This is a genomic window from Streptomyces sp. NPDC059010 (assembly GCF_042740355.1).
Taxonomy (GTDB): domain Bacteria; phylum Actinomycetota; class Actinomycetes; order Streptomycetales; family Streptomycetaceae; genus Streptomyces.
Genome location: NZ_JBHYJA010000009.1, coordinates 77354 through 97870 on the forward strand (window position 1 = coordinate 77354; position 20517 = coordinate 97870).

Below are 20517 nucleotides of genomic sequence, written 5' to 3' on the forward strand. Positions count from 1 at the left end.
CTCCTCAGAGGGCGAGTTCGGGCTGGTGGTGGTCCAGCCACAGGGCGAGGTCGACGACGCGTTCGAGGCGGAGGCGGTGGCCCCACTGAAGTCGCTCGGGCGGGGTGTCGAGGCAGGGCTTGATGCGGGTCTCGTCGGCCAGCGCCCGGACCTGCTCGACGGAGAGCGCGTCCCGGGCCATGTCCTGCAGGCCGCGGTTGTAGTCGGGGTGATGGGTGGCCGGGTAGTGGTTCTTGGGCCGTTGCAGGACCGAGTCGGGGGCCAGCCCCGTGCCGGCGGCGCGCAGCAGGCTCTTCTCACGGCCGTCGAAGCTCTTCAGCACCCAGGGCGCGTCGAAGGCGTACTGGACGAGCCGGTGATCGCAGTACGGGACGCGGACCTCCAGTCCCCGAGCCATGCTCAACCGGTCCTTGCGGTGCAGGAGTTGGCGCAGCCAGCGGGTCAGGGACAGGTGCTGCATCTCTCGCTGCCGGTGTTCGGTGGGGGTCTCGCCGTCGAGATGGGGTACGGCGGCCAGGGCGCTGCGGTAGGTGTCGTCGCGGAACTCGCCGATGCGCAGGTCGAGTTCGGGGTTGATCGGCATCGCTGCCTCGTCGCCGGTGACCAGCAGCCAGGGAAAGGTGTCCGCGGCGAGCGCCTTGGGGCTGTGGAACCAGGGATAGCCGCCGAAGACCTCGTCGGCGGCCTCGCCGGACAGGGCGACGGTGGAGTGCCGTCGTATCTCCCCGAACAGCAGATACAGCGAGGTGTCCATGTCGCCGACGCCGATGGGTGAGTCGCGGGCCACGACGACGGCCTTGCGGTGCTCGGGGTCGAGCAAGGCTCGCGGGTCGAGTACGACCGTGCTGTGGTCGGTGCCGATGAACGCGCCCGCCTCGGTGGCGTACGGGGTGTCGTGTCCGGTGCGCAGGACGTCGCCGGTGAACTGCTCGGCCTGGTCGCTGTAGTCGACGGCGTAGGAGCGGATACGGGCGTCCGGACCTTCGCGCAGGCGGAGTTCGTCGGCGAGCAGGGCGGTCAGCAGGGTGGAGTCGATGCCGCCGGACAGCAGGCTGCACAGCGGGACGTCGGCCTCCAGCTGACCGCGGGCGGCCGTGCCCAGCAGGCTGCCGATCCGCTCGACGGTGGCGTCCCGGTCGTCGTCGTGCGCACCGGCCTCCAGCCGCCAGTAGCGGCGCTCCCGGATGCCGTCGCGGTCCAGGACGAGCAGGCCGCCCGGCTCGACCTCGCGTACGCCGGACCAGACCGTCGGGCCGGTGTTGAACAGCAGGCTGTACGCCTCCCGCAGTCCGTCCGCGTCCACCCGGGGCCGTATCTCCGGGTGCCGGAAGAGCGCCTTGGGCTCGGAGGCGAAGGCGAGGCCTCCGTCGACGGCCGCCCAGAACAGCGGTTTGACGCCGAGTCGGTCGCGCACCAGCAGCAGCCGCTCGGCCCGCTCGTCCCAGACGGCGAACGCGAACATGCCGTCCAGGTGCTCGGCGACCGCCTCGCCCCACTCCGCGTAGGCCCGCAGGACGACCTCGGTGTCGCTGCGGGTGTGGAACACATGCCCGCGCCCCCGGAGTTCGGCGCGCAGCTCGTGATGGTTGTAGACCTCGCCGCTGTAGGTCAGGACCACGGTCGACGCATCGGGCCGGTCGGTCATCGGCTGCGCGCCGCCCGTGAGGTCGATGACGGCCAGGCGGCGGTGGCCGATCGCCGCGCGCTCGCCGAGCCACACGCCGCCCGCGTCGGGGCCACGCGGGGCGAGGGTCGCGGTCATGGCGTCGATGACCGGGGCCTGGGTGCGGGCGTCGTGATGGAAGGACGCCCAGCCGGTGATTCCGCACATGGGGACTCCTGGGTCAGGTCGAGACGGTGTCGGTGGTCCGCTCGGGCACGCCGGAGGCGGTCCGTCGGCCGGGCAGCGCGAGCAGGGGTACGGCGAGACAGGCGGCCGCGGATGCAAGCGTCAGCCCGGCCCGCGCGCCGCCGCCGGGCCCGGCCAGCGCCCAGGCCGCGGTGGCCAGGGCGGGGCCGAGGGTGAAGCCGAGACTGCGGGCCACCTGCACCGTCGAGCCGACGGTCGCGGTCCGCTCCGGTGGGGCGGCGCCCATGACCAGGGCCTGGGTCGGGCCGCCGCCCAGGCCCATGCCGACGCCGGCCAGCGCGAGCCGCCAGGCCACCTCGGGCGGGGACCAGGCGTCGCCCAGCGGGATCAGCGAGAGCAGGCCGGCCGCGGTGAGGGCGGCACCGGTGACCGCGATCGGCCGGAAGCCGTACCGGTCGGCGAGCCGTCCGCCGACCGGCCCGGCCAGGGCCATGCCGAGCGGGAAGGCGAGCACCGTCAGACCGGTCGTGGTGGCGCTGACGCCCTCGTCCTGCTGGAGGTGCAGGGCGACGACGTAGTGCATGCCGGCGAACCCGGCGGCCAGCGCCAGCACCGCGCCGTGCGCCCGGAACAGTCCCGCCGTCCGCAGCACGACCGTCACCGGACGTCCGCCCGGTCCGCGCAGCCACCACCACAACGGCGGCAGCGCGGCTGCCGCGAGCAGGAGCCACGCCGCTTCCTCGGCTCCTCGCGTCAGGGCGAGCAGCAGTGCGGCCAGGCCTGCGGCCACCGACAGCGCATCGGCCAGGGCCCGTCGGTCGGGTGCGCGCAACGCACCGTCCTTGGGCATCGCCTTCCAGGCGACGGCCAACGCCAGCAGACAGAACGGGATCTTCACCAGGAAGACCCACCGCCAGCCCAGCTGGTCCAGCAGCAGCCCGCCCACCGCGGGGCCGGTCACCGCGCCCAGCGGGCCGAGCGTCGCGGGCACGCTCATCGCCCGGCCGCGCACCTCGGGCCGTACGGCGCGGATCGCGAGTACCGGCATCAGCACGAACAGCACCGCCGCGCACGCGCCCTGTCCGACACGGGCCAGGATCAGCCAGGCCGCCCAGGGAGAGAGGGCGGCCAGCGTGCTGCACAGTGCGAAGCCGGCGGTCGCCGCCAGCAGCGCGGGCCGGGTGCCCGCGCCGTCCAGCCACCGGCCGACCGGCAACAGCAGGGCAACCACAGGGAGTTGGTATCCCATCACTGCCCACTGCGCCGTAGCGGCGGAGACGTGCAGGCCTGCGGCGATGTCGGCCAGCGCCACGTTCACGATGTTCATGTCGAGCATCGCCACGAACGACAGCGCGCCCGCCACCGCCACGAGAACCCAGCGGTCCCTCACTCGCGCGCTCCTCCCCCTCACGGTCGGCTGCCGGACAGCAGCCTCGTTCCAGAGGTCGGGGGCGCCGGGGGCTGAGTTCCCGGGCGTGGTCGAAAATTTGATCGATGTGAAGCCGGAGCCCCGGTACGGCGTCAGGGCGTGGTGATGGCGTCCAACTTGCCGGACTTGGCGTCCTCGACCAGGGACAGGAACTGGTCGGCGCTCATCTGCACCCGCTGCCCGAAGTCGTCCGTGAGGATCACGCGGCGTTCGGCCGGGGCGGTGGGGTCGACGAACAGTTGCGGACAGCCGCAGTCGCAGTCGCCGCAGAACGTCGCCACCGGCTCCAGGCCTTCGATGTCGATCATGTTCCCAACCTTTCACGATCTGGGGCGCTCACCGGGGTGACCGCCCGGGACCAGCCCCGAGCACACCGCTCGGGGCCGACATGGGGGTGTGTGCTTCGGCCGCGTCGTCCGCATCGGTCGGCCCTTCCGGACCGTCCGCGGGGGCCCGGTGGTCGAAGGCGATCAGTGGATCGCCGGTCAGCGGGTGGTCGACGACGGTCGCCCGTACGCCGAACACCTCGGCCAGCAGGGCGGGTCGCAGCACCTCGCGGGGCGGTCCGGAGGCGACCACGCGGCCGTCGTGCAGGACGTGCAGCCGGTCGCAGACGGACGCGGCGGCGTTGAGGTCGTGCAGTGACACCAGGGTCGTGCGGCGCCGGGTCCTGAGCAGGGCGAGCAGTTCGACCTGGTGGCGGATGTCGAGGTGGTTGGTGGGCTCGTCCAGGACCAGGACGTCCGGCTGCTGGGCGAAGGCGCGGGCCAGCAGGACGCGTTGGCGTTCGCCGCCGGACAGTTCGGTGAAGCGGCGCCCGGCGTACTGTTCCATGCCGACGTCCGCGAGCGCCCGGGCGACGACGTCCCGATCGGTGGCGTCCTCCCCGGCGAAGGCCCGCTTGTAGGGCGTACGGCCCATGGTGACGACCTCGCGGACGGTCAGCTCGAAGTCGCCGCCCCGCTCCTGCGGGAGAGCCGCGACGTGCCGGGCCGCCTCGGCGGGCGCCAGCCCGCGCAGATCCGTGCCGTTCAGCAGGACCCGGCCGGCGGCGGGCTTCAGATGCCGGTAGACGGTGCGCAGGAGCGTGGACTTGCCGCTGCCGTTGGGGCCGACGAGGCCGGTGATCTCCCCCTCGGCAGCGATCAGCCGGGCACCGGCGACGACCGTACGGCCGGCGTAGGCGACGTGCAGGTCCTCGATGTCGATTCTCAACGTCCGCTCCCCCGGATCCTCGATGTGCGCACTCCCCGGATCCTCAACTTCCGCTCCCCAGCCGCCGGTCCAGCAGATACAGCAGGGCCGGGGCCCCGATGAGCGCGGTGACGACGCCGACCGGCAGCTCCTGCGTGTCCATCGCCGTGCGGCACAGGATGTCGACGACCACCAGCAGCAGCGCCCCGAACAGCGCAGAGACCGGCAGCAGCCGCCGATGGTCGCCGCCGACGACCAGACGGCAGACGTGCGGCACCATCAGCGCGACGAAGGCGATCGCGCCCGAGACGGCCACCAGGACTCCGGTCAGCACGCTGGTCACCGTGAACAGTTCCCGCCGCAGCCGGGTGACGTCGATGCCGAGCCCGGCCGCGGACTCGTCGCCCATCAGCAGGGCGTTCAGACCCCGAGCGCGCGCCTGAAGGCACAGCCACCCGGCCGGTACCGCGATCGCCGGTACGGCCAGCAGGTCCCAGTTCGCGCCGCTCAGGCTGCCCATGAGCCAGAACAGCACGCTGTGGGTCTGCTGCTCGTCCCCGGCCTGCAGCACCAGATAGCTGGTGAACCCGGAGAGGAACTGCCCGATCGCCACTCCGGCCAGCACCAGCCGCAACGGCGCGAATCCGCCGCCGCGCCGGGCCACGGCCCACACGAGCGCGAAGGTGGCCAGGGCTCCGGCGAAGGCCGCGGCGGACAGGCCGAGCCCCAGCGCCCCACCGGCCCCGAGGCCGAGCACGATCGCGGCTACCGCGCCCAGGGAGGCACCGTTGGAGATGCCCAGGAGGTAGGGATCGGCGAGCGGGTTGCGCACCAGTGCCTGCACCGCCGTACCGACGAGTCCGAGCCCGGCGCCGACGAGGGCCGCCAACAAGGCGCGTGGGAGGCGGAGTTGCCAGACGATCAGGTCGTCGGTGCCAGGGCGTGCGGCCTCGCCGGACAGGCGGCGCCCGACCACGCTCCACACCTCACCAGCCGGGATGGACGTCGAGCCCCAGGACACGGCGACGGTGAGGGCGGCGAGCAACGCCAGGGCGAGGCCCAGGGCCAGCGGTCCGGCGGGGACCGAACGCATCCGCGTACGCTCCTGCTCCCGCCCCTCCTCCGTGCTTTTCCGGCTCGCCAGGGTGTCGACCACGGTCAGCCGACCTTGCCGGGGTACAGGGTCTTCGCGATCTCCTCGACCGTGTCGGCGTTGGTGACACCGGCGATGGTGGTCTGCTCGGAGCCGATACGCAGGAAGCGGCCCTCCTCGGCGGCCTTCAGCCCCTTGGTGGCGAAGTTCGACTCCAGCCACTGCTGCGCCTCGTCGAACGCCTTCTTGTTCGCGGCCTCGCTGCCCCGGTTGCGCACACCGAGCTGGATCCAGTCCGGGTTCCTGGCGATCACGTCCTCCCAGCCGACCTGCTTGTAGTCGCCGTCGCAGTCGGCGAAGACGTTGCGGGCCCCGGCGAGGGTGATGACCGCGTTGGCGATCTGGCGATTGCAGACGGCCATGGGCTGCTTGGTGCCTGCGTCGTAGTCGAAGAAGAAGTACGTGGGCCGCTCGTCCTCGGGTGTGCCGGCCACCGCCTTCCGGACGGCGTCGACCTTCTTCTTCATACCGTCGACGAGTTCCTTCGCCTTCGCGCTCGTCCCCGTGACCGCGCCGAGCGAGGTGATGTCGTCCTGGACTGCGGCGAGGTCGGTGACCGGGCTCTTGCTCATGGCGGCGCAGGCCGTCGACTTCAGGAACGTGTGCTTGATGCCGGCCGCCTCGAACTCCTTCTCGGTCGGGGCGTCCCCCATTCCGCCGCCCATGTTCATCGAGGCGAAGGTGTCGATGTACAGGTCGGCGCCGGAACCGAGGAGTTTCTCCTTGGGGATGACGGTGTCGCCGAGCACCTTCACCTGCTGGGCCCGCGCGTCGAGTTCGCTGGGCAGCGTGCCCTTGCCGGGCGGGAAGCCGGTGCCGAGCACCTTGTCCCCGGCGCCCAGGCGGAGCAGCAGTTCCAGGCTGGAGGCGTTGCTGGTGACGATGTTCTGCGGCGCGTCGGTGAAGGTGGTCCTGGCACCCGCGCAGTCGGTGACGGTGACCGGGTACCCCGCGGAACCGCCCTTGGCGCCGTTGCCTGCGGCGGAGCCCGCCTGGTCGCTGCCTCCGCTGCCGCAACCCGCCGCCAGCAGGCCGCCGAGCACCGCGGCCGTCGTGGCCCGCCCCACACGAGAACGCATCGAAACTCCCCGAATTCACTGGATGCAAGGGCGGATCTCCGCCACCCGATCCAGTAGTCGGGGCGAACCCGGTGTCAGTTCCCGGCAGGGGGAACCGACACCGGGATTCCCGGTCAGGCGGCCACGGCAGCCGGTTCGCGCACGACCACGGCAGCCGGTTCGGCCGCGGTCGCGGCGGTCACGGTGTCCGTCTCGGCCTCGGCCAGCAGTTCTACGAGGGTCGCCCGGGCGCGGGCGACGCGTGAACGGACCGTCCCGACGGGGCAGTCGCTCCGCTCGGCCGCCTCCGCGTAGGGCAGGCCCACCAGCTGGGTCAGGACGAACGCCTCACGGCGCTCGTCGGGCAGCGCGTCCAGCAGATCGAGCAGCGCGATGCCGTCGTCGAAGCCGGGCAGCCCGGTCGGCTGGGCGCGTTCCGCCACGAGTGTCCAGTCGTCGGTGTCGCTCAGCCGCGGCCGGGCGGCGGCGTAGCGGTGACTGTCGATCACCGCGCGGCGCGCGATGGACAGCAGCCACGCGCGCGCCGAGGAGCGGCCCTCGAACCGGTGCAGGCTGCCGAGCGCCCGCAGGAACGTGTCCTGCGCCAGGTCGTCGGCGGCCTGCGGATCGGCGGAGAGATGCGCCACGTACCGCACGACGTCACGGTGCAGGGAGCGGACGAAACGGTCCGCGGCGTCCGGGTCACCGCCGCGCGCGGCCAGCGCCCACGCGGTCGTCGACTCGTCGCAGGAGGCCGTTCTGGTCGACGGCCTCCGGTCGTGCAGGGCAGGAGTGATCACCTGAGTCCTTCTCGGGTAGTCCGGACTCCGGCACGGCGGCGGCACGACGGGCACGGCGGGGTCACCGCCGCGCACCGGGGCACGTGTACGTGAGACGTGCGGGTACGCCGTTACCGGAGGAGTCCGGGGATGCGGGGAACACGGCCGTACGACAGGTACGGCCGGGGCCCGAGGCGTGGGGGCGTCGACGACTCGACGCCCGTACGGCGCCCGACGCGTCGGCGTCCGGGTCCGTACGGCCTCGGTGAACCGGCTGTCTCAGACGACAGCGATCCCCGCCGGCGGCCCCCGAGAAGTGATCGTGTGGACGAGCGGAAGCAGCCGCGGCGCCCGGTCGGAACGGCCGCGCCGCGGGCGCAGACGCGGGCGGTGCGGCGGTGTGGGCAGGACGAGCGACAGCCGCAGCGGGGCGGCCAGCCAACCGGCCACGGCCCGCAGGATGCGGAACGCGGCGCGTTCGCCGTGGCCCAGCCACAGGCCACACAGCAGCGCGGCGAGGGTGTGGGCGGCGAACATGCCGAGCGACGAGGTGCCGCCGGTCATGTCGTGGCCCATGGGCATGTGGCTCATGCCTGTGTGGACCGCATCCATGTGGGCGCCACCCATGTCGGCCGCACCCATGTTGGCGGCACCCATGTGGCCCACATCAATGGATCCGGTGGAAGTCATGTGGGCGGCCATGGAGCCCATGTCGTGCCGGGCACCGGCGGAACCGGTCGACGCCGCGCCGGTCCCGGCCGCTCCCGCGGCGACGGACTGCGCGAACTCGAAGAAGGTGTGCAGCCCGCCCTGGGCGACGACCACGACGGACACGACCAGCGGGAGTCCGCGCTCCCGGCCCGCCAGGCACCAGCCCGCGCCGCCGGTGGCGAGCGCACCTGCCGCGAGCGTCCACCACGGAACGGTGTCGCCCGACATCAGGACGTGGCCGAGGGCGGCGAGCAGCACACAGACGGACGCGAACACCGCGGCCCGTATCGTGCGCACACCCCACCCAGCAGTCATGACGGCCCTCATCCTCGCATCCTGGGCCCACTCGTCACGGGTGGGTACGCACAACACCCCTGCCCCGCACTCAAGCCCAGAAGAGTGATACAGGACACAGCGACGCGAGGGAACCGGGCGCGCCCGTCAGCCGACTTCTAGGGGAGCGGGGTTGTTCTCACCCGGGTCCGCCCGGGCGGACGACGACCGCCTGCACCTCGATCCTCCCGGCGTGCTCGAAGTGCAGCGTGAACGGTACGTAGGTGCCCTCCTGCCACCCCCGCCCCGCCCGCAGTGTCACGTCCAGCCCGAACGGGGACATGGTGAGACCCTCGCCGACCGGGACCCGGGCCGAGTCCACCGTCCGCGCCGACGCCGCGGTGTCGCCGACCATGCGGTGGCGACTCAGTGCCGTGCCGCCCTCCGCGGCGGACGACGTCACCTTGAGCAGCCGGTCGTCGGCGCCCCCGGTGTTGGTGATGCGGAAGAACGCGGCGGTGTCCCGGACGTCGCCGTATGGCAGGAAGACCCGGCCGTCGGTGACCGCGATCCTCGGCGGGCTGCCCGCTTGGCCGAAGTTCACCCAGGTGGTCAGGCCGCCCAGGGCGACGGCGCACGCGGCGATCGGGGCGAACGCGGCGAGCAGACCGTCGGCGACACGGCGGCGGGTCGGGCGCCAGGCTCCGGCAACGGCCGTCCGCTCCGCCGTGGGCGTGGGCGTGGGCGTGATCATCGGGTACGGCCTCCCTGGCTCCCGGCGCGGCTTCCCCGGCCGCCGGTTCGGTTCTCCTGGCCTTCGGTGGGGCTCCTCCGGTCCTCGGCGCGGTTCCCCTGGAGTGCGCGGTTCCCCTGGAGTGCGGCGCGTTCGCGGCTTCGGGTGGGGCCCGGCTGCCAGGCCCGCAGGCGCAGGCTGTTGGCCACGACGAGCAGTGAGCTCGCCGACATGGCGACGGCGGCGACCATCGGGTTGAGCAGACCCGCCATGGCGAGCGGCACGGTCACCGCGTTGTAGCCGAAGGCCCACAGCAGGTTGACGCGGATCGTGCCCAGGGTGCGCCGGGCGAGCCGGACCGCGTCCCCGAGGGCCTCGATGTCGCCGCGTACGAGGGTCACGTCGGCGGCTCCGATGGCCACGTCGGTGCCCGTGCCCATGGCGATGCCGAGGTCGGCTCCGGCCAGCGCGGCCGCGTCGTTGACGCCGTCGCCGACGACCGCGACCCGGCGGCCCCGCTCCCTCAACTCCCGGACGAGGTCGGCCTTGTCCTCGGGCGTGCAGCGCGCGTGCACCTCCTCGATGCCGAGCGCGGAGGCGACCGAGCGGGCCGGTGTCGCACGGTCGCCGGTGGCGAGCACCGGGTGCACGCCGAGGCGCCGCAGCCGGTGCACGGCCCGGTAGCTGCCGGGGCGTACGACGTCCCCGATCTCGATCAGCGCCTCCGCCGCCCCGTCGACACGGACCAGGACCGGTGTGTGTGCGGCCGCCTCCGCCACGGGAAGCGCGTCCGCCAGGGCCGCGGGCAACTCGTCGTCCGGCGCGAGGACTTCGACCAGTCGCCCCTCGACCCGGCCGCGTACACCCCGGCCCGCTTCAGCGCGGAAGTCGTGCACGTCGGGCAGCGGCCCCTGCTCGGACAGGGTCCGGCGGGCGCAGGCGACGACCGCGCGGCCCAGCGGGTGTTCCGAGCCCTGCTCCACCGCTCCGGCCAGCCGCAGCACGGCGTCCTTGCCGAGCCCGCCGGGCACGGCCGTGACACGGGTGACACTCATGTGCCCGGAGGTGAGGGTGCCGGTCTTGTCGAGGACGACGGTGTCGATGTGCTGGAGGCCCTCCAGGGCCTGCGGGCCCCGGACCAGGACGCCGAGCTGGGCGCCGCGTCCGGTGGCGGCCATCAGCGCGGTCGGGGTCGCCAGGCCCAGCGCACAGGGGCACGCAACGACCAGCACGGCCACGCACGCGGTGACCGCCGCCTGCGGGTCCGCCCCGGCCCCGAGCCAGAACCCGAGCACGGTGACGGCCAGCGCGAGCACCACGGGGACGAACACACCGGCCACGGCGTCGGCCAGCCGCTGCGCACGCGCCTTCCCGGCCTGAGCGTCCGTCACCAGCCGTGTGATCCGGGCGAGTTGGGTGTCGGCGCCGACCGCCGCGGCGCGCACGAGCAGCAGTCCGCCCGCGTTGACGGCGCCGCCCACGACCGCCGAGCCGGGGCCGACCTCGACGGGTTCGCTCTCGCCGGTGACGAGCGACAGGTCCACGGCCGAGTTGCCCTCGACCACCTCACCGTCGGTCGCCACCCGCTCGCCGGGCCGTACGAGGAAGTCCTGCCCGAGCACCAACTCCTCGATGGGGATGGGGTGTTCGGTGCCGTCGGCCTCGCGTACCGAGACCTCCTTGGCACCCAGTCGGGCGAGTGAGCGCAGCGCCGCACCGGTGCCGTGCCGGGCCCGTGCCTCCAGGAATCGGCCGGCCAGCACGAACAGCGGGACGCCGACGGCCGCTTCGAGATACAGGTGCGCACCGCCTCCGGCCGAGGCCAGCAGGGTGAACGGCATCCGCATCCCGGGCGCGCCCGCGCCGCCGAGGAACAGGGCGTACGCCGACCAGGCGAAGGACGCCACCACGCCCAGGGAGACCAGTGTGTCCATGGTCGCCGTCGAGTGGCGCAGCCCGCGCAGGGCCCGTACATGGAACGGCCAGGCACTCCACACGGCGACCGGCGCGGACAGTACGAAGCACAGCCACTGCCAGTTGCGGAACTGCCAGGCGGGCACCATCGACAGCGCGAGCACCGGCACTGCGAGCAGCGCGGTGACCAGCAGGCGGACCCGCTCCTGACGGGCGTCCTCGGATGCCGGTCCGCCCGATGGCTGCCCTCCGTTCGGACGGTCCCGTCGGTTCGGGCCGTCCCCTCCGTCCCGGCGCTCCGGCCTCTTCGGCGGTTCGGGCAACGCCGCCGTGAACCCGGCCCGTTCGACCGTGGCCACGAGTTCCTCGGGGCGGACGTCCGGCGGGTGGCTCACCCGGGCACGCCCGGTGGCCAGGTTGACCGTCGCGGTCACGCCCTCCAGCTTCGCGAGCTTCTTCTCCACCCGGCTCACACAGGCCGCGCAGGTCATCCCGCCGACGGTGAGGTCCGTGGTGGTCATCGGGGGTGCCGGTTCGATGGCCATCAGCGGCCGCTCCCGTGCCGCATGTCCATGTCCCCGGTGTCCCCCATGTCCACGCCGCCCCCGTCACCGCTCGTTCCGGAGCGGTGCATGCCGGGCGCGACGGGACCCGAGGCGGCTCCGACGGCGTACGACACCGTGAAGACGAGGGCGAGCAGCAGCAGAAACCCGCAGAGGGCGGGCGGCACAAGTTGGGGTTGTTTCATCGACGGCCTCCTGACGCACGTACCGCTTCAGGAGTCGGGCGGGGAGGACCGGGAGTTCCCGGCGGCAGCCTCAGGAAGCCGCGCCGCGACGGCTCCTGAGCCACCAGGCGCCTACGGCCAGTACGACGACGGCCGCCCCGATACCGATCGGCACGCCCACCGGGGTGCCGTCGTCGCCGTCCGTGTCGTCCGCTGCGGCCTGCGCCGACGGGCTCGACGGCGCCGCGGTGCTCGGCTCGGCCGAGGGCGACGCCGACGCCGACGTCGGCTCCTCGGTGGGCGTCGGGCTCACCGGCTTCGCGCCGGGTGCGGCGGCCTTCAGGTCCAGCCGCGGTGCGGGGTGGCCGTGCCCGTGGTCGTCTCCCCCGCTCTCCTCGTCCAGTTCGATCCAGCGGTCCACCTGGCCGTCGCTGTAGGTCTGCAGGGTCTTGAAGACGAGCGACTCGGTGTCCGGCAACTGCCGTACGGTGACGACGTACTCGGCGTCCTTGCCGACCGCGAGCTTCGGCCCGGAAACGGTGTAGCCGCGGGACGTGGGGGCGAGCTTCCAGCCCGCGGGGCCTTCCTTGTAGGTGATGTCGGCCGGGGTGATGCCCTCGGGCAGGATCACCTCCAGTTCGCTGGTCCCGGCGGAGCCGGACTCCGACTCGGCGGTGAAGGTCAGCGCGACGTTCTGGTCGAGCGCCCGGGCGCCCTCCGCCTCGACCTCGGTGTGTGCCGCGGCCGGTCCCGCGAGGGCTACGGCGGTCGCGAGCGCGGCCGCGGTGAGGACGCCGGTGCGGCGCAGGCTGCGGGTCAGGGTGGGGCGGGGCACGTGTGACTCCCTCGTACCGGTGATGTGGTCGCTGCATTCAATCGCAGGCGAGTTCATCGACGCGAGGGGTGCCCGGTCCGGTCGGGACGGCGCAGACAGGAGGCGACGACCACGAAGGGCCAGAGGGACTGAAGGGTGGTCACCAGGCGTTCGGCGGCTCCGGCGGGACCGTCGTAGTGCAGTTCGGTCACGAACCAGGCGGCGCCGACGAGCATCACGGTGGTCGCCATGAGGGACGGCACCGGTCTCAGCGCCCAGGGTCCGGTGCGACGGCGGTCGGCGGCCAGCACCGGCCACACCGCCAGAAGGGAGAAGCCGACCACGACCGCCGAACCGTGGCGCAGTGAACCCCCGCTGCTCGGCGGCGGGAGCAGCGCCACCACGAATGCGGCGGCTCCGCCCGCGCCCAGGCTCATGCGTCCGGCGAACGCGGCCGGGCGCAGCCCCAAGGCGGTGATCATGTGGCAGATGCCCAGCGCGGCCAACGCCGCGTTCATCACCCAGAATCCCGGGGCACCGGCGGCCGCCAGGACACTGATCGTCTGCGTGGCGGGGTCGTAGGCGGGCCCTTCGAGCAGTGCCGCGATGATCCAGCCGCCGATCAGCACGGCCGGCGCACATCCCGACGACAGCAAGGCCCATCCAGGGACAGATCGCATCAAGCCACCGTAAAACGTCCCCTCGTCACACCCGCCCCACACACGCATGCGGCGGAGGGGAACGGCCTTGCGGTCCTCGAACAGTTCGGTCGGAAGCGCCAGCCCGCGCCAGACCGCGCCACCCCTTCCGGCACATAGAAATATCCACCAGCATGAAGGGCCCCGAACGGGACGGCGGGGCCGAGAGTGCTGGGGGTAGGGACATGCAGAGCACCATGGGGAAGCAGGCCGTCGAGTGGCTCGCCGCGGCGGCCGCGGATCCTCGGACGTGCAAGGAGCAGTGGGACCTGGGGGCGGACGCGGTGCTGTTGGAGGGCGGACGACTCTGGGACGTGGTCAGCGTCCCCGAGTACCTGGGCCTGCGCGCCCTGGATCTGCTGAGACATGCCCGGTCGCGGACGACCGGGCCCGTCCTGGTGAACTGCGGGGCGCGCAGAGTCGGCTTCTTCCTCCCGCCCGACCCGGCCGCCGAGTGGACCGGCCCCGGTGTGCGCCATGTCGGCCGGGGTTCCTGGGTGGCCGTACCGCCGCCCCATCGTTCCGTCGGCCGACGGCTGGAGTGGCTGCTGCCGCCCGACGGGACCGGCGCGCTGTACAGCCCCCGTGTCGTGGAGTTGGCGTTGCGCGAGGCCGGCGGTTCGGTCGGCGCGCGGGTGCGCGTCAGTCGGCCGTAGGCGGGGCGAAGACGCTGACGCGCCCGCCGTTGCCGTTCCACGCCCACAGTTCCATCGGCCCGGGAAGGCCCCGGGGGACGACGACGGCCGGGACGTGCTCGGCCGTCTCGACGCGCCCGTCCTCCACCGGTGCGGCCTCAAGGGCCCTGGCCAGGCCCGTCCAGCGGCCGACCCCCCAGGAGGTGACGGCCTGCCCGTGACCGTCGGTCGCGCAATCCCACCAGGTGTCGCGGTGGCGCGGCACGGCACGGCCGTTGGCCTGCCACTCCGCCACCAGCTCCGCGTAGATCGACGGCCGGCCCCGAACACCGATGACCGGTACCACGTACGTCACGGGTGCGGCATCGCCTCCGAGGACGCGCCGCACCGACTCACTTCTGTCCATGCCGGGGCAACGCCGAGGTGTGCGCCGGTGGTACGCGGACCGCCCTCGCTACCACCCACTCGGGTGAGCGTGTCCCCCGGATGGCGCCATGGCCTGTTCGACCCGCCGTTCGACGCCGATGTTCGCCCACGATTGTTCGCCCACGATCGAGACAGGAGCCGCTTCCATCGACGGACCACCGCACATTCCGTTCTTCTCCGGCGTCCGCGACGACGCCGACGAGACCCCCGACTGCCCGTGGTGCGCCGCCCTGCGCGAGACGGGCCCGCCACCGACCGCGCAGCGGTCCGGCCCGTCGGGGCGACGGCACGACCCGTATGTCTCGGGGGCCCAGTACGACGACTGGTGACGGCCGGGACCGCTCACAGCCGCGGGTCCTGGATCTGCGGGGAGCGCTGGTGCAACTGGGCCGCGAGTACGGCGACGTCGTCCTCGGCGTGCTGGACGTCCAGGCGGGCCAGCATCGTGTCGATGACGTCCTCGACGCCCGCGGCGGTCGCGAAGCCGACGCCGGCCAGCCGGTCCAGGGAGTGGTCGATGTCCTCACCGCGGTGCTCGACCAGCCCGTCGGTGAACAGCACCAGCGTCTGGGCCGGGTCCAGCCGGTAGGTGGCCGGCTCGTAGCCGCCGAGGCCCGTACCCAGCGGCGGGCCGACCGGTACCGGCAGCAGTGAGGTGCGGCCCTGCGCGTCGATCACGGCCGGGGGCAGATGGCCGGCGCTCGCCAGGGTCACCTGGCCGCGGTTGGGGTCGACGCGCGCGATGAGGCAGGTGGCCGGGCGGCGCTCCGGTTCCGCGGAGGCGATGTCGTCGAGCTGGCGCAGCACCCGGTGCGGCGGCAGGTCGGCGGAGGCTATGTAGCGCAGTGCGGAGCGGTAGGCGGTCATGTCCACGGCGGCTTCCAGTCCGTGTCCCATGACGTCGCCGACGACGAGCAGGGTCCGGCCGAAGTGCAGGCGCACGGTCTCGCACCAGTCGCCGCCGACCAGCGCGCTCTGCCCGATGGGCAGATAGCGGATGGCGACGTCCAGGTTGGGGTGCGGGCGGCCGGGTTCGGCGAGCAGGGCACGCTGGAGGTCGCCGACGATGCCCCTGACCCGGTCGTGCTCGCGGGCCTGCCGGATGTGGGAGGCGGCGCGTTCGGCGAGGACGGCGAGGAGCGCGGCTTCCGCCGGGGTGAACGCCGCCCGGTCGCGGGCGCAGACCAGCGCGCCGTAGGACTGCCCGTAGGTGGCCAGCGGAACGCTGAGCGCGGGTCGGCCACCGTCGGACGCGACGTACGGGATGGGGTCGGCGGCCTCCCCCAGGGCGCTCGTCTCCCGTGCCGCGGCGATGGCCCACCGGACGTCCGGCAGCAGCGCGGGGTCGCCGTGGACGGCCTCGTACCCGGTCCCGGCGTCGACCGCGATCCGTAGCACCGCCGCCGTGCCGCCGACCTGCCGGACCGCCTCCCGGGCCAGCTCCGCGCAGGTGGCGCCCTCGTCCAGCGTGGTGCCGATCCGGGCCACCGCCGCACGCAGGGCGGTCAGCCTGGACGGCGCCGCGAGGTCCTCCCCGGGAACAGCGCGGGAGGCGACGGGGGCCACCGTGACCGACCGATGAAACGACTGAAACCAGCGCACCACAACAAACACCCTAGAACGGGGACAAACCATCACAGGCAACCCTCAGGGCGCCCGGCACCCGACAGCCTCCGCGGGGCGCACGGAGCGCGGGCACAGAGTGCGTACGGATGGTGACACGACGGGAACGGGCGACGGAGGCCGGGCCCGGCGTGCTGCGACGGACCGGGGGCGCACGTCCTGCTATCTGCCTGTTTGGCGCGCGGGCGCTCGCCCCATACGGGGAATTGGACTCCGGACGTATGGCCGCGTCACCCGGCACCCGATGCACTAAGGCTCCACCGGTCGTCGGGAGGCTTTTCATGGCACTCATGGAGTGGACGAAGTCAATGGAGTGGCTGGCCGCCGCGTCGGAGGACCCCGGCGCCTGCAAGGAGGAGTGGCAGAACGGCATCACCGGGGTCGCTCTCCTCGCGGCCGGACGGTTCTGGGACGTGCTCATCGTGCCGGAACAGCTCGGGCTGCGCGTCGCCGACCTCCTGGAAGAGCTGCCGCTGATCGAGCCGGGTCCCTGTCTGCTGGACACCCGACGCCGCCACGTGGGCTTCTTACTGCCCCCGGAACCGCAGACCATGTGGATCGGCACCGGCATGCGCCTGCTCGGCGCGGGCACCTGGATCACCGCGCCCGCCCCGCACTGCCGCTGGGGCGCACTGCGCTGGCTCGTCCCGCCGGACGGCAGCGGCACACTGACCATGCCCGAGGTCCTGGAAGTCGCCCTGCAGCGCTGCGCGAACGAACTGTCCCGCCTCCAGGGCCATCCCGCACCCCCCACCCACAGCAGAGCGGCACCGGACGACGGCCGGCCCGACGGCCCACAGGTGGCACGCCATTGCGCGGCACGGGGATACGCCCACCCCTAGCCGACGTCACAGGCTATTGGCCGCCGGTTCGCGTCCTGACGCGGAAAATACGAGCCGTCATCGCACACACGGCCCATTCGCATTCGGTCAGCCGCAGGTCTCAAGGCGGGGAAGGCCGTCGATCTGGGCGTTCTTGTGCACTGAGCGGGTCAAGGTTGCGCAGGCGCCAGGGCCGGGACTGCCGCCGGGGACACTCGGAGTTCCACGGAGCGTCGGGCGGAGGGCCAGGGTTCGCCGTCGTGTTCGAAGGCGAGGGGGAGGCCGTCGGTGCGTTCGAGGAGAACCTGACGGCCCTGGGCGTAGTGGACACCGCGGCGGCCCAGGTGGGTGCCGGCCATGATGTGGAGGGCGAGTTCGTCGCGCTCGGCGGTGCCGAGGTCGCCGTCGATGACGCAGATGTCCAGGAGGCCGTCGTCGAGCTCGGAGCGGGGCAGCACCTTGAAGGTGCCGACGCGATGCCGGGCTCCACCGACCAGTGCCATGGTGGTCGCGCCCTTGTGGAGCACGGTGCCGTCGACGGTGACGCGCCCCGGGTAGGGACGGTACGCGGGCAGTACCTCACCCATCGCGCGGTGGTACCGCTCCCGGCCCGCGACCTCGGTCAGTTGGCTCGCGCGGGCGGTCACCTCGGCCACGAAGCCGGTGGCGGCACCGAGCAGCACCGCCCGTTCACGGTCTCCGGCCCAGGCGATGTCCAGGCGACGGGTGACGGTGGCGCGGGTGCCCAGCGCGGTGCGCAGCACCTCGGGCCAGGGAAGGTCGCCCCACAGCGCGCGGTGCACGGAGTTGCCGGTGCCCGCCGGAGCGATGAGCAGTGCGGGCCGACGGCCGGGGTGGGCCGCCCTCGCGATCCCCTCGGCGGCCTCCCGGACCGTACCGTCGCCGCCGATCACCAGCACCACGTCGGGCGCGTCCGCAGCGCTGTCCGCGGCCTGTGTCACCACGCGCGTGGCGTCCCCCGGCCCGGCGGTCCAGTGGATGCGGACACTGTCCGTGAGTACCTGCGTCGTGCTCAGGATCCGGCCGATCAGGTCCGGATCGGCGCTGCCGGCAGTGGGGTTGGCGACGACCAGACAGCGCGCGGTGGGCTGCCGCGCGGTTGTTCCGGACGTCCCGGGCGTCCCGGTCATCGTGCTCCCTCTCGGACGGGCGGACAGACACCCGGGTGAGCAGGTCTGACGGAGAGGGCAGGATTCGAACCCGCGAGGCGCATGGTGTGCGCCCGGCCGGACCTGGGCCCGGCCCCCGTTGGGCCGCTACGGGTACCTCTCCCTCTCCCCGTGGCTTTCCCGGGCTTTGGGGCGCCTTCAATACGCGGGTCCACGCCGCGACCCTCGCGCCACCCACCCCCTTCTGCGTGTGACCCACATCACACGCGGGAGGAAGGTGTCACGTCCGTATAGCACCGAGAGAGCGCGTGAGATTCTTTGGAGAACGCGCCGAACCGGGCCGACGATAAAAGCGTCCATGTGTTTACTGGAAGAGCATTGGGTCACCATGATCTGTGGTCCGAGTGACCGGTGGTGACCGGTGTAAATTCGTGCCTGACGGGGGAACAGAAATGGATCATAAAGACGGCTTGGGTTTTTCCGGAGGAGCCGACACCCAGTTCACCTGGAATTACGAAGACGGTCGTGAGCGCCTGCTCGCCCTGTATCAAAAGGGCAAGGACAAGCAGTGGGACAGTGTCACGCGGATAGACTGGGACACCGACGTCGATCCTTTTGACGTCATGGGCACGCCGGAACACATGATCTCGATCTACGGATCACGGCAGTGGCGCAAACTCAGTGACGCCAACAAACGCGAACTCCGGCAGCACCTGGCCTCCTGGGAGTTCTCGCAGTTTCTGCACGGTGAACAGGGTGCGCTGATCACCTCGGCCCGTATCGTGGAAACGGTTCCGGACCTGGACTCCAAGTTCTACGCGGCGACGCAGGTGATGGACGAGGCGCGGCACGCGGAAATCTTCTCCCGCTTCCTGCAGGACAAGATCGGCATGGTCTATCCGATCAACCCCCACCTCCAACGGCTGCTGCGGGACGCGCTCAGCGACCACCGCTGGGACCTGGCCTATCTGGGGATGCAGGTGCTCATCGAGGGGCTCGCGCTGGCCGCCTTCGGCGTGCTGCGCGACCGTACGGACAAGCCGCTTCCGAAGCAGATCCTGGCCTACGTCATGCAGGACGAGGCCCGGCACGTGGCGTTCGGCCGGCTGGCGCTGCGCGACTACTACGCCCAGCTGTCCGACAAGGAGCGCGCCGAGCGCGAGGAATTCGTCATCGACGGCTGCTATCTGATGCGCGACCGCTTCAGGATGCAGGAAGTATGGGAGACTCTCGACTACGACCAGGACGAGTGCCTCGAATACATGGACAAGGGCGAACGGGTACGTTCCTTCCGAACGCATCTGTTCAGCCGTATCGTTCCGTGCGTCAAAGACATTGGACTGTGGGGCCCACGGGTACGTGATGCCTACAGTCAAATGGGAGTCCTGCGGATGGCGGACGTCGATCTCACCGCCCTGATGCGGGACGACGAGAGCATCGCGGAGCGCGAGGACGCTGACCGGCGTGAATTCGCCGCGCGAAGCCAGGAAGTGGAATCCCTCATCGAGGCCGGAAAGCACGACGCGACCTGAGGGTGCGCAACAAATTCCACACATTTCACACCGGAATGCCCTGCTCACTAGAGACCGCAGCGATGTGTCAATAAAACGGGAGACGTAAATGACGGCGACTCCGACACCGAAGGAAGCGGACTGGGAGTCCGCGCCCAACCTCATCGAAGGGGCGATGACCCTCGAACTCACCCCGGAGACCTGCGACCTGGACTACTGGCTGTCGGCCGTCGCGCAGGGCACCCTGCGCGGCCTGGTCCGCGGGCACACCGCCGGCGCCCGGATCCCCGAGTACATGCGCCGCGAGGGGCCGCTGCGCTCCGCGCTCATCAGCGAACTGGGCTTCCGGTCCGTCGCCGAGGAGAAGGCGACCCGAGCGATCACCGTGCTGGTGGACACCGCGCCGACCATCCCGACCATGGAGTTCTACGCCACCCAACTGATCGACGAGGCCCGGCACGCCCGCGTCTTCCGTGACCACATCGTCGACCTCGGCGTCCCGCAGGACGAACTCGCCCGGACCATCGAAGAGTTCTCCGGCGACGACGTGCGCAAGGTGCTGGAGCCGCTGGAGGAGTTCACCCAACCCCTGCGCGAGCAGGGCGACTTCATGGGGGGCGTGGTCACGCTCACCGTCCTCGTCGAAGGCGTCCTCGCCCCGGCCGCCGAACTGAGCGAGCGCAAGTGGCGGGTCCTCGACCCCGCCGCCGCCCAGATCGAGCGGGGTGCCGGCATCGACGAGATCCGCCATCTCACCGTGGGCAGCAGCGTCGTACGCACGCATCTGCGCGACCACCCGGAGGACACCGGGCGGCTGGCGGACCTCATCCGGCGCGGCCGGGACCTGTGGGGTTCCGTGCCGGTACTGGAGATGCTCGGCCGACGGGAGGCGCTCTTCCAGCGAGGGCTGGAGGAACACGCCGATGCCGTGGGCGACTACGAGATCTGGCCCGGGCGCCGGCTGGTCGACACCACCGCGCCGGAGCGCATCGAACAGGCACTGACCTGGTCCTCCGACATGCAGGACCAGCGCATGGAGTACATGGGGCTCACCGCGGCCATGGCCGCGGGGGGCTGA

Annotated in this window: 21 protein-coding genes and 1 tRNA gene; 5 read left to right on the forward strand and 17 right to left on the reverse strand. The window is 72.2% G+C overall.

Translation table 11 applies throughout. The features are described from left to right. Window positions 1–4: 4 nt before the first annotated feature. From asnB to ACFWYS_RS11545, 13 genes are all read right to left on the reverse strand, one after another. On the reverse strand, window positions 5–1831 hold the full coding sequence (gene asnB / locus ACFWYS_RS11485; RefSeq protein WP_384765984.1) for an asparagine synthase (glutamine-hydrolyzing): 1827 nt from the start codon (window positions 1829–1831) through the stop codon (window positions 5–7). Window positions 1832–1844: 13 nt separating this feature from the next. Then, on the reverse strand, window positions 1845–3200 hold the full coding sequence (locus ACFWYS_RS11490) for an MFS transporter (RefSeq protein ID WP_384765986.1): 1356 nt from the start codon (window positions 3198–3200) through the stop codon (window positions 1845–1847). A gap of 131 nt (window positions 3201–3331) precedes the next feature. After that, a complete protein-coding gene (locus tag ACFWYS_RS11495) occupies window positions 3332–3547 on the reverse strand; it encodes a hypothetical protein (protein ID WP_384765988.1) in 216 nt (71 codons plus the stop codon). A gap of 28 nt (window positions 3548–3575) precedes the next feature. Further along, window positions 3576–4454 carry an ABC transporter ATP-binding protein gene (locus tag ACFWYS_RS11500; RefSeq protein ID WP_384765990.1) on the reverse strand — a complete coding sequence of 293 codons (879 nt, stop codon included), beginning with the start codon at window positions 4452–4454 and terminating at the stop codon, window positions 3576–3578. 43 nt (window positions 4455–4497) lie between these two features. Next, window positions 4498–5589 (reverse strand): FecCD family ABC transporter permease, encoded by a 1092-nt coding sequence (locus tag ACFWYS_RS11505; RefSeq protein WP_384765992.1) that lies wholly within the window; start codon window positions 5587–5589, stop codon window positions 4498–4500. Window positions 5590–5591: 2 nt separating this feature from the next. Further along, window positions 5592–6665 (reverse strand): ABC transporter substrate-binding protein, encoded by a 1074-nt coding sequence (locus tag ACFWYS_RS11510; RefSeq protein ID WP_384765994.1) that lies wholly within the window; start codon window positions 6663–6665, stop codon window positions 5592–5594. Window positions 6666–6778: 113 nt separating this feature from the next. After that, window positions 6779–7444 (reverse strand): sigma-70 family RNA polymerase sigma factor, encoded by a 666-nt coding sequence (locus ACFWYS_RS11515; RefSeq protein ID WP_384765995.1) that lies wholly within the window; start codon window positions 7442–7444, stop codon window positions 6779–6781. A gap of 258 nt (window positions 7445–7702) precedes the next feature. Beyond that, on the reverse strand, window positions 7703–8449 hold the full coding sequence (locus tag ACFWYS_RS11520; RefSeq protein WP_384765997.1) for a hypothetical protein: 747 nt from the start codon (window positions 8447–8449) through the stop codon (window positions 7703–7705). Window positions 8450–8606: 157 nt separating this feature from the next. Next, window positions 8607–9161 carry a copper chaperone PCu(A)C gene (locus tag ACFWYS_RS11525; protein ID WP_384765999.1) on the reverse strand — a complete coding sequence of 185 codons (555 nt, stop codon included), beginning with the start codon at window positions 9159–9161 and terminating at the stop codon, window positions 8607–8609. After that, window positions 9158–11599: a heavy metal translocating P-type ATPase gene (locus ACFWYS_RS11530; protein WP_384766001.1), complete on the reverse strand. Its 2442-nt coding sequence runs from the start codon at window positions 11597–11599 to the stop codon at window positions 9158–9160. Before ACFWYS_RS11530 ends, ACFWYS_RS11525 begins: the two co-directional genes overlap by 4 nt. Further along, window positions 11599–11802 (reverse strand): hypothetical protein, encoded by a 204-nt coding sequence (locus ACFWYS_RS11535; protein ID WP_384766003.1) that lies wholly within the window; start codon window positions 11800–11802, stop codon window positions 11599–11601. Before ACFWYS_RS11535 ends, ACFWYS_RS11530 begins: the two co-directional genes overlap by 1 nt. A 70-nt stretch (window positions 11803–11872) precedes the next feature. Next, entirely contained in the window at window positions 11873–12616 is a 744-nt protein-coding gene (locus ACFWYS_RS11540) for a DUF1775 domain-containing protein (protein WP_384766005.1), read from the reverse strand. A gap of 53 nt (window positions 12617–12669) precedes the next feature. Beyond that, complete coding sequence (locus ACFWYS_RS11545) at window positions 12670–13275, reverse strand: DUF998 domain-containing protein (RefSeq protein ID WP_384766007.1); 606 nt, start codon at window positions 13273–13275, stop codon at window positions 12670–12672. Window positions 13276–13478: 203 nt separating this feature from the next. Between ACFWYS_RS11545 and ACFWYS_RS11550 the strand changes: the two genes are divergently transcribed. Then, on the forward strand, window positions 13479–13949 hold the full coding sequence (locus ACFWYS_RS11550; RefSeq protein ID WP_384766008.1) for a hypothetical protein: 471 nt from the start codon (window positions 13479–13481) through the stop codon (window positions 13947–13949). Here the strand turns inward: ACFWYS_RS11550 and ACFWYS_RS11555 are convergent. Further along, on the reverse strand, window positions 13936–14283 hold the full coding sequence (locus ACFWYS_RS11555) for a hypothetical protein (RefSeq protein WP_384766010.1): 348 nt from the start codon (window positions 14281–14283) through the stop codon (window positions 13936–13938). The genes ACFWYS_RS11550 and ACFWYS_RS11555 overlap by 14 nt on opposite strands. A 139-nt stretch (window positions 14284–14422) precedes the next feature. On the opposite strand from ACFWYS_RS11555, the gene ACFWYS_RS11560 reads away from it, so the two are divergent. Then, window positions 14423–14683, forward strand: a complete 261-nt coding sequence (locus ACFWYS_RS11560; RefSeq protein ID WP_384766012.1) for a hypothetical protein — start codon at window positions 14423–14425, stop codon at window positions 14681–14683. A 13-nt stretch (window positions 14684–14696) separates the two neighbouring features. Here the strand turns inward: ACFWYS_RS11560 and ACFWYS_RS11565 are convergent, their stop codons facing one another. Beyond that, entirely contained in the window at window positions 14697–15959 is a 1263-nt protein-coding gene (locus ACFWYS_RS11565) for a PP2C family protein-serine/threonine phosphatase (protein ID WP_384766013.1), read from the reverse strand. 299 nt (window positions 15960–16258) lie between these two features. On the opposite strand from ACFWYS_RS11565, the gene ACFWYS_RS11570 reads away from it, so the two are divergent. Next, entirely contained in the window at window positions 16259–16819 is a 561-nt protein-coding gene (locus tag ACFWYS_RS11570) for a hypothetical protein (RefSeq protein ID WP_384766015.1), read from the forward strand. 149 nt (window positions 16820–16968) lie between these two features. Here ACFWYS_RS11570 and ACFWYS_RS11575 read toward each other — a convergent pair whose 3' ends face one another. Together ACFWYS_RS11575 and ACFWYS_RS11580 are read right to left on the reverse strand one after the other, a co-directional pair. After that, window positions 16969–17949 (reverse strand): diacylglycerol/lipid kinase family protein, encoded by a 981-nt coding sequence (locus tag ACFWYS_RS11575; protein ID WP_384766017.1) that lies wholly within the window; start codon window positions 17947–17949, stop codon window positions 16969–16971. A 49-nt stretch (window positions 17950–17998) separates the two neighbouring features. Then, a tRNA-Leu gene (locus ACFWYS_RS11580) sits at window positions 17999–18091 on the reverse strand. A gap of 289 nt (window positions 18092–18380) precedes the next feature. On the opposite strand from ACFWYS_RS11580, the gene ACFWYS_RS11585 reads away from it, so the two are divergent. Both ACFWYS_RS11585 and ACFWYS_RS11590 read left to right on the forward strand, forming a co-directional pair. Further along, window positions 18381–19460 carry a ferritin-like domain-containing protein gene (locus tag ACFWYS_RS11585; protein WP_384766019.1) on the forward strand — a complete coding sequence of 360 codons (1080 nt, stop codon included), beginning with the start codon at window positions 18381–18383 and terminating at the stop codon, window positions 19458–19460. Window positions 19461–19548: 88 nt separating this feature from the next. Beyond that, window positions 19549–20517, forward strand: a complete 969-nt coding sequence (locus ACFWYS_RS11590) for a VlmB-like protein (RefSeq protein ID WP_384766021.1) — start codon at window positions 19549–19551, stop codon at window positions 20515–20517.